Genomic DNA, 1,175 nt, shown 5'->3' with positions numbered 1-1,175 from the left:
GAGGCGCAGCACGCCAAGGGCAAGCTGACTGCCCGTGAGCGCATTGCGCTGTTGCTCGATGAAGGTTCCTTCAGGGAGGTCGAGCAGTTGCGCCGCCACCGGGCGACGGGGTTCGGCCTGGAGAGCAAGAAGCCCTATACCGACGGTGTCATTACCGGGTGGGGCACGGTCGAGGGCCGTACGGTCTTCGTCTACGCGCACGACTTCCGGATCTTCGGCGGCGCTCTGGGTGAGGCCCATGCCACGAAGATCCACAAGATCATGGACATGGCGATTGCGGCCGGTGCCCCGCTGGTGTCCCTGAACGACGGCGCGGGTGCCCGTATCCAGGAGGGCGTCTCGGCGCTGGCCGGTTACGGCGGTATCTTCCAGCGCAACACCAAGGCGTCCGGGGTCATCCCGCAGATCAGTGTGATGCTGGGGCCGTGTGCCGGTGGCGCCGCGTACTCCCCGGCCCTGACGGACTTCGTGTTCATGGTCCGGGACACCTCGCAGATGTTCATCACCGGCCCGGACGTGGTCCGTGCGGTGACCGGCGAGGAGATCACCCAAAACGGCCTCGGCGGTGCGGATGTGCACGCCGAGACCTCGGGCGTCGCGCACTTCGCGTACGACGACGAGGAGACCTGCATCTCCGAGGTCCGCTACCTCATCTCGATGCTGCCCTCCAACAACCGCGAGAACCCGCCGGTCCACGAGACGGGCGACCCGGCCGACCGGCGCAGCGAGGTCCTGCTGGACCTGGTGCCCGCCGACGGCAACCGCCCGTACGACATGCTCAAGGTCATCGAGGAGCTCGTCGACGAAGGCGACGTCCTGGAGATCCACGAGCGCTGGGCCCGCAACATCATCTGCGCCCTGGCCCGGATGAACGGGCAGGTCGTCGGTATCGTCGCCAACCAGCCCGGTCACCTGGCGGGTGTCCTGGACATCCACGCCTCCGAGAAGGCCGCGCGGTTCGTCCAGCTCTGCGACGCCTTCAACATCCCGATCATCACGCTGCTGGACGTGCCCGGCTTCCTGCCGGGTGTCGACCAGGAGCACGGCGGCATCATCCGCCACGGCGCCAAGCTCCTGTACGCGTACTGCAACGCGACCGTCCCGCGGATCTCGCTGATCCTGCGCAAGGCGTACGGCGGCGCGTACATCGTCATGGACTCCCAGTCCATCGGCGC

The 1,175-nt window shown here is 67.4% G+C and carries 1 protein-coding gene; it reads left to right on the top strand.

Translation table 11 applies throughout. The annotated features are described in order from the left end of the window. Nucleotides 1-1,175 (top strand): acyl-CoA carboxylase subunit beta (locus ACGFZK_RS37295; RefSeq protein WP_393853275.1); only part of this gene is annotated, 1,175 nt, incomplete at both ends.

Origin of the sequence: Streptomyces sp. NPDC048257 (assembly GCF_043201855.1) — a bacterium.
Classification (GTDB): domain Bacteria; phylum Actinomycetota; class Actinomycetes; order Streptomycetales; family Streptomycetaceae; genus Streptomyces.
Note: the sequence above shows the minus strand (reverse complement) of the source record. Positions and strands in the feature narration are given on the sequence as shown.